Origin of the sequence: Cellulomonas septica (assembly GCF_012396155.1) — a bacterium.
Taxonomy (GTDB): Bacteria; Actinomycetota; Actinomycetes; order Actinomycetales; family Cellulomonadaceae; genus Cellulomonas; species Cellulomonas septica.
This window is the reverse complement of the sequence record NZ_JAAXOY010000121.1, coordinates 1-7,364: the sequence shown is the minus strand read 5'-3', so window position 1 is coordinate 7,364 and position 7,364 is coordinate 1. Positions and strand designations below refer to the sequence as shown.

At 72.3% G+C, this 7,364-nt stretch carries 7 protein-coding genes and 1 pseudogene; 7 read left to right on the top strand and 1 reads right to left on the bottom strand.

All coding sequences use genetic code 11. The features are described from left to right. Window positions 1-1,236 (bottom strand): Dot/Icm T4SS effector Zinc-dependent metalloprotease LegP (gene legP, locus HGA02_RS06780; protein WP_210728254.1); only part of this gene is annotated, 1,236 nt, incomplete at its 3' end. A gap of 230 nt (window positions 1,237-1,466) precedes the next feature. Between legP and HGA02_RS06775 the strand changes: the two are divergent. The 7 genes and pseudogenes from HGA02_RS06775 to nuoE form a co-directional block, all read left to right on the top strand. Continuing rightward, a pseudogene (locus tag HGA02_RS06775) lies at window positions 1,467-1,844 on the top strand (class I SAM-dependent methyltransferase); the annotation flags it as partial. A gap of 261 nt (window positions 1,845-2,105) precedes the next feature. Beyond that, window positions 2,106-3,401: a geranylgeranyl reductase family protein gene (locus HGA02_RS06770; RefSeq protein WP_168678386.1), complete on the top strand. Its 1,296-nt coding sequence runs from the start codon at window positions 2,106-2,108 to the stop codon at window positions 3,399-3,401. A gap of 57 nt (window positions 3,402-3,458) precedes the next feature. Further along, window positions 3,459-3,821, top strand: a complete 363-nt coding sequence (locus tag HGA02_RS06765; protein WP_124344447.1) for an NADH-quinone oxidoreductase subunit A — start codon at window positions 3,459-3,461, stop codon at window positions 3,819-3,821. 101 nt (window positions 3,822-3,922) lie between these two features. Then, window positions 3,923-4,474 carry a NuoB/complex I 20 kDa subunit family protein gene (locus HGA02_RS06760; RefSeq protein WP_124344448.1) on the top strand — a complete coding sequence of 184 codons (552 nt, stop codon included), beginning with the start codon at window positions 3,923-3,925 and terminating at the stop codon, window positions 4,472-4,474. Then, window positions 4,471-5,256 (top strand): NADH-quinone oxidoreductase subunit C, encoded by a 786-nt coding sequence (locus HGA02_RS06755; protein WP_168678385.1) that lies wholly within the window; start codon window positions 4,471-4,473, stop codon window positions 5,254-5,256. The genes HGA02_RS06760 and HGA02_RS06755 overlap by 4 nt, the downstream gene beginning before the upstream one ends. Continuing rightward, window positions 5,253-6,596, top strand: coding sequence for an NADH-quinone oxidoreductase subunit D (locus HGA02_RS06750; protein ID WP_168678384.1), 1,344 nt, complete (start codon window positions 5,253-5,255; stop codon window positions 6,594-6,596). Before HGA02_RS06755 ends, HGA02_RS06750 begins: the two co-directional genes overlap by 4 nt. Next, window positions 6,596-7,364 (top strand): NADH-quinone oxidoreductase subunit NuoE (gene nuoE / locus HGA02_RS06745; RefSeq protein ID WP_168678383.1); only part of this gene is annotated, 769 nt, incomplete at its 3' end. The genes HGA02_RS06750 and nuoE, both read left to right, overlap by 1 nt.

Here is a 7,364-nt window from a genome sequence, read left to right as displayed (position 1 = left end):
GGGCTCGTACGCGGCTGCGGACGCGGCGTGGTGGGGCGTCGCGAGCGCGAACGGGAGGCCGCCTCCGGGCTGCGGGAGCGGGATCGGCGGGAGGCCGCCGCCGAGGCCGCCGGGCGGGTCGAACGCGTTCTTGGGCGGGTCGACGAGCTGCTTGGGCGGGTCCGTGAGCTGCTTCGGCGGGTCGAACACGTGCTTGGGGTCGAACACGTGCTTCGGGTCGAGGACCTGCTTGGGGTCGAGGACCTGCTTCGGGTCGAGGAGGTGCTTCGGCGGGTCGACGAACGGCTTGTGGTCGTCCCGGACCTTCTTGAACCCGCTCTGGTCGTCGATCGGCTTCTTGAACCCGCCCGGGTCGTCCGTGACCTTCTTGATGTTCGGCTGGGGGTTCGTGGGGTAGAGGCTGCGGGCGGCGGCGATGTCGCCGTCGGACAGCCGCAGGCGCTGGCCGATCGCGACGCCGGGCTGGACGGGCACGATCGTGGGCTGCCCGTTCGTGGAGAACGCCGTGGCGGGGTAGTGCATGATCGAGCCGTAGTCGTAGTCCCCGATGTCGTCGCCGTCGCTGATGTGCTGGTCGAAGTTGTGCACGTAGCCCGGGTCGACGTTCGCGAGGTTGACGGTGACGAAGCTGTCGCGGTCCTCACGGCTCTGCTCGTGCCACAGCCCGATCGCGTGCCCGATCTCGTGGATCGCGTTGCCGGTCGTGCAGCCGCTGCCGAGCGACAGGTCCTGCCGCCCGCCGACCATGCCGACGGCCGACCAGCAGCCGCCGCCGTCGAGGAAGTGCACGTAGTTGGGGTAGGTGCCGGCGTTCGCGGCGGTCCGCTGGACGAACCGCAGGGGCGTGTACTGCTCCCAGTGCGCGATCGCGTCGGTCACCCGGTTCTGGTTCGGCAGTGCGGGGTCGATCTCGTACGGCACGGTGGCGTTCGGCCAGCGGTAGCGGCTGCCGGTGATCGCGACGCCGAAGGAGACGTCGTCGCCGCGGGCGCGCGCGGCCTCGAGGTCGGCGTGCCGGCCGAGGACGATGTCGCCCTCGAAGACCGCGAGGTCGCCGACCTTGGCGTAGGTGACCGCCTTCTCGGCGAAGCCGACGCCGCTGATGACGGTCGTGCCGGTGTCGACGGACGAGCGCTCCTCGGGACGCTCGGGCGTGCCGCCGGTCGGCCCGCCGGTGGGTTCGCTGCGACGGCGGCCGCCGCCCCCGCCGGACCCGGACGTGCTCTTCGTGGCCATGGTGGTGCCTTCCCCTGGCGCGCGGGCCCGGGCGGCCCGCGCCTCGGGGAGGAGGAGCCGAGCACGCCGGTGTGAGATACGTCACACGCACTACGGTGGAGCGATGACGCACGGCGACGACCCCGCGGCGACCGTGCGGGTGCGCGTGGCCGTTCCGGGCACCGGCACCGCGACGACGCTGCCGTCGGTGCTCGTGTCCGTCGAGGACGTCTCGCGCGCCGACGCCCCCGCCGTTCGCGGACGCGTCGTTCGACGCGGTGACCATGTCGTTCGGGCTGCGCAACGTGTCGGACGTCCCCGCCGCGCTCGAGGAGCTGCTACGCGTGACCCGGCCGGGCGGGCGGCTCGTGGTGTGCGAGTTCTCGACGCCGTCGTGGAAGCCGTTCCGCACGGTCTACTCGAACTACCTGATGCGGGCCCTGCCGCCGGTCGCGCGGGCCGTGTCGAAGGAGCCCGAGGCGTACACCTACCTCGCGGAGTCGATCCGCGAGTGGCCGGACCAGCGCGCGCTGGGCCTCCTCGTGAAGCGCGCGGGCTGGGAGCACGTGGCGTTCCGGAACCTCTCCGGCGGGATCGTCGCGCTGCACCGCGGCACGCGTCCGGAGTGAGCCGTGCGGGACGGCCGACCGGGTGACGACGCTGGTCGGGGCCGGTCGCGCCCGTCGCGTCCGATTCTCACGGCCCGTCGCCGACCGTCCGCCGCGCCCGGGACGCCGGTGCCAGGGGCGCCCGTGACGCGGAGCCGCAGGCCAGCGGCCCTTCTTCACGCCGCCTCCACAGGTTAGGCACACCTTCGGAGACACCGTCAGATGCCGTGGTTACACTCGCGCTGACCGCACGTGAACATCGTCACAAGTGGGGAGCCGCTCGTGGTGGGGACGACGACGGATGACGCTGACGTCATCGTCGTGGGCGCAGGGCCGGCCGGCTCGAGCGCCGCGTTCCACTGCGCCTCCGCGGGCCTCGACGTGCTCCTCCTCGAGAAGGCCGCGTTCCCGCGGGACAAGGTCTGCGGCGACGGCCTGACGCCGCGCGCGGTCGCCGAGCTCGTGCGCATGGGCCTCCCGCTGCGTGAGCAGGACGGCTGGATCCGCAACCGCGGGCTGCGCGTGATCGGCGGCGGCCACCGCCTCGAGCTGCCGTGGCCCGAGCTCTCCTCGTACCCGTCGTACGGGCTCGCCAAGTCGCGCATGTCGCTCGACCACACGCTCGCGTCGCACGCCCGCGCGGGCGGCGCCAAGCTGCTCGAGCGCACGTCCGTGACGGGCCCGGTGCGCGACGAGCGGACGGGGCGCGTCGTGGGCGTCACGGCCCGGCCGGTCGACGACAAGGGCCACCGTGCGGGCGACGAGGTCGTCTACCGCGCGCCCGTCGTCATCGCGGCCGACGGCGTCTCGACGAGGCTCGCGACGTCGGCGGGCCGCACCAAGCGCGACGACCGCCCGATGGGCGTCGCCGTCCGCACGTACTTCCGCACGCCGCGCCACGACGACCCGTGGATGGAGAGCCACCTCGAGCTCTGGGACGGCGAGCCGGGCCGGTCGAACCTCATGCCGGGGTACGGCTGGATCTTCTCCCTCGGCGACGGGACCGCGAACGTGGGCCTCGGCTCGGTGAGCTCGACGGCCGCCGCGACCAAGGTCGACTACAAGGCGCTGTTCGCCGCGTGGATGCGCAACGCGCCCGCCGAGTGGGAGTTCACGCCCGACCACCAGGTCGGGCCGGTGCGCGGCGCCGCGCTCCCGATGGGCTTCAACCGCGGGCCGCTGTACGCCGACGGGCTCATGCTCGCGGGCGACTCCGCGGGCATGGTCAGCCCGTTCAACGGCGAGGGCATCGCGTACGGCCTGCAGGCCGGCCGGGTCGCGGCCGACGCGATCGCGCAGGGCCTCGCGCGCGGGACCGCGGCGGGCCGCGAGCGCGCGTTCGCGACGTACCAGCGCCGCATGAAGGACGACCTCGGCGGGTACTACACGCTGGGTCGCGTGTTCGTCCGGCTCATCGAGCACCCCGAGGTCATGCGGGTCTGCACCCGCTACGGCCTGCCGCGGCCGCTGCTCATGAAGTTCGTGCTCAAGCTGCTGTCCGACTGCTACGAACCCCGGGGCGGTGACATGGTGGACCGGGTGATCGCCGGGCTGGCACGGATCGCACCGGCCGCATGAGCTGTCCGCCCCGCACCCGCCCCCGGCTCGGCCTCGACGAAGAGGAGTGACGTCCTGATGGACAACCCGTACGCCCCGCTGCTCGTCCTCATGGGCATCGCGGCCGTGCTCGCGCTCGGCGGTGTCGGGGCCAGCGCGATCCTCGGACCGAAGCGCTACAACCGCGCCAAGCTGGAGGCGTACGAGTGCGGCATCGAGCCGACGCCGCACGCCATCGGCGGCGGCCGGTTCCCCATCAAGTACTACCTGGTGGCGATGACGTTCATCGTCTTCGACATCGAGGTCGTCTTCCTCTACCCGTGGGCCGTCGCGTTCGGCGACCTCGCGGTGTTCGGGCTCGTCGCGATGCTCGTGTTCCTGGTGCTCATCACGGTGCCGTTCGTCTACGAGTGGCGGCGCGGGGGCTTCGAGTGGGACTGACGTCACGGACGGGGGCGCGACGGCCGGGGGAGGCTCCCCGGGGCGCGCGCACAGGCAGGGCCACAGGCACCACAGCACGGCGACGGACGGAGGGCTGACGCATGGGGATCGAAGAGGCTCCCTCGGGATTCCTGCTGACGACGGTCGAGGACCTGGTCGGCTACTTCCGCAAGGGCTCGCTGTGGCCGGTGACGTTCGGCCTCGCGTGCTGCGCGATCGAGATGATGGCCGCCGGTGCGCCGCGGTACGACCTCTCGCGGTTCGGCATGGAGGTGTTCCGCGCGTCGCCGCGGCAGGCCGACCTGATGATCGTCGCGGGACGGGTCAGCCAGAAGATGGCGCCCGTCGTGCGGCAGGTCTACGACCAGATGTCCGCGCCGAAGTGGGTGCTGTCGATGGGCGTGTGCGCCTCGTCGGGCGGCATGTTCAACAACTACGCGATCGTGCAGGGCGTCGACCACGTCGTGCCGGTGGACATCTACCTGCCGGGCTGCCCGCCGCGGCCGGAGATGCTCATCAACGCGATCCTCACGCTGCACGAGCAGATCCAGAACGAGCCGCTCGGCGTGAACCGTCGCGAGGCCGCGGCCGCCGCCGAGGCCGCCGCGCTCGCCGCGACGCCCACCTCGCACATGACGGGCCTGCTGCGATGAGCGACGAGAAGAAGGACGCCGCGGCGGCCGCCAAGCCCGGCGACGCCGGCACCGAGGCGCAGAGGACCAGCGAGGCCGCGCTCGAGGCCGGCGGCCAGAACGTCCCGGCCGCGCGCACGCCGCTCGAGGTCGTCGACGTCCGGCAGGGCATGTTCGGCGCGCACGGCACGGGCGACACCTCCGGGTACGGCGGGCTCGTCGTCCCGGTCCTGATGCCGGCCGCGAGCGAGCGCCCGTACGGCGGCTGGTTCGACGAGGTCGTCGACGTGCTCACCGAGGTGCTCGACGAGAACGGCACGGGCTTCGCGAACGCGGTCGAGTCGGTCGTCGTGGACCGCGAGGAGCTCACGCTGCACGTCGCGCGCGAGCACGTCGTCGCGGTCGCGAGCGCGCTGCGCGACGACCCCGACCTGCGGTTCGAGTTGAGCCTCGGCGTCAGCGGCGTGCACTACCCGCACGAGACGGGCCGCGAGCTGCACGCCGTCTACCACGTGGTGTCGGTGACCCACGGGCGTCGCCTCCGGTTCGAGGTGACGGCGCCCGACGCCGACCCGCACATCCCGTCGACGACGTCCGTCTACCCGGCCAACGACTGGCACGAGCGGGAGACGTTCGACTTCTTCGGCATCGTCTTCGACGGCCACCCCGGCCTCGCGCGCATCGAGATGCCCGACGACTGGCCGGGCCACCCGCAGCGCAAGGACTACCCCCTCGGCGGCATCCCGGTCGAGTACAAGGGCGCGACCGTGCCGCCCCCGGACCAGCGGAGGTCCTACTCATGAGCACCCCCCACGCGACCGCGCACCTGGTCGACGACGAGACGACGGGCGTCCCGACGTTCGAGGCGTCCGGCGGCGACTGGTCGGACATCGCCGAGGAGGCGGCCCGCCTCGGCGAGGAGCGCATCGTCGTCAACATGGGCCCGCAGCACCCGTCGACGCACGGCGTGCTCCGGCTCATGCTCGAGATCGACGGCGAGACGGTCACCGAGGCCCGTGCGGGCATCGGCTACCTGCACACCGGCATCGAGAAGAACATGGAGTTCCGCACCTGGACCCAGGGCGTGACCTTCTGCACGCGCATGGACTACGTGGCGCCGCTGTTCCAGGAGGCCGCGTACTGCCTGGGCGTCGAGAAGCTCCTCGGGATCACGGACGACGTGCCCGAGCGCGCGACGGTCATCCGCGTGCTGCTCATGGAGCTCAACCGCATCGCGTCGCACCTCGTGTGCCTCGCGACCGGCGGCAACGAGCTCGGTGCGACGACGATCATGACCGTGGGCTTCACGGCCCGCGAGGAGGTCCTGCGGATCTTCGAGCTCATCACGGGCCTGCGCATGAACCACGCGTTCATCCGTCCCGGCGGCGTCGCGCAGGACATCCCGCCCGGCGCGATCGACACGATCCGCGAGGCGCTCACGTCGATGCGCCACTACTTCAAGCAGCTCGAAGACCTCATGCTGGCGAACCCGATCCTCCAGCTGCGGCTCAAGGAGGTCGGCTACCTCGGCCTGTCCGGCTGCATGGCGCTCGGCATCACCGGCCCGGTGCTCCGGTCGGCCGGCCTGCCGTACGACGTGCGCAAGGCCGCGCCGTACTGCGGCTACGAGACGTACGACTTCGAGGTCCCCGTGGCGACCGAGGCGGACTCCTGGGCGCGCGTGATCCTCCGCATGGAGGAGTGCTACCAGTCGATGAACATCGTCGAGCAGACCCTCGACCGCCTCCAGAAGATGGGCCCCGGGCCCGTCATGGTCGGCGACAAGAAGATCGCCTGGCCCGCGCAGCTCGCGATCGGGTCGGACGGCATGGGCAACTCGCTCGACCACATCAAGGAGATCATGGGCACCTCGATGGAGGCCCTGATCCACCACTTCAAGCTCGTGACCGAGGGCTTCCGCGTCCCGGCCGGCCAGGTGTTCCAGACCGTCGAGCACCCGCGCGGCGAACTGGGCGTGCACCTCGTGTCCGACGGCGGCACGCGGCCGTACCGGGCCCACTTCCGGGACCCGTCGTTCAACAACCTGCAGGCCGTGTCGATCATGTGCGAGGGCGGGCAGGTGGCCGACGTCGTCGTCGCCGTCGCGTCGCTCGACCCGGTGCTCGGAGGGGTGGACCGCTGATGTCGGTCGAGGAGATCGGGGGCGCCCGCGTGCCGGGCGCCACGCACCGCACGGCGTTCGACGACGAGACGCGCGCGCGGCTGTCCGCGGACGCGGCGGTGATCAAGGCCCGCTACCCGCAGGAGCGCTCGGCGCTGCTGCCGCTGCTGCACCTGGTGCAGTCGGAGGACGGCTACGTCAGCCCGCGCGGCATCGCGTTCTGCGCGGCCGAGCTCGGGCTCACGACGGCCGAGGTCAGCGCGGTCGCGACGTTCTACACGCAGTACAAGCGGCACCCCAACGGCGACTACACGGTCGGGGTCTGCACCAACACGCTGTGCGCGGTCATGGGCGGCGACGCGATCTGGGAGGAGCTCTCCGACCACCTCGGCGTCGGCCACGACGAGACCACCGAGGACGGCGCGATCACGCTCGAGCGCGTCGAGTGCAACGCGGCCTGCGACTACGCGCCCGTCGTGATGGTCAACTGGGAGTTCTTCGACAACCAGACGCCGGACTCCGCGAAGGACGTCGTCGAGGCGCTGCGCGCCGGGACGCCCGTCGCGCCGACGCGCGGCGCCGACCACGTGTGCACGTTCAAGGAGATGAGCCGCGTGCTCGCGGGCTTCTCCGACGGCCGCGCGGACGAGGGCGTGGGTGCCGGACCCGCGACGCTGCGGGGTCTCGAGCTCGCGCGGCAGGAGGGCTGGACCGCCCCGCCGTTCACCGACGAGGAGCGCACGCGCGCCGCCGAGCAGGCCCGGACGCCGGCGCGGGGCACCCCGCGTG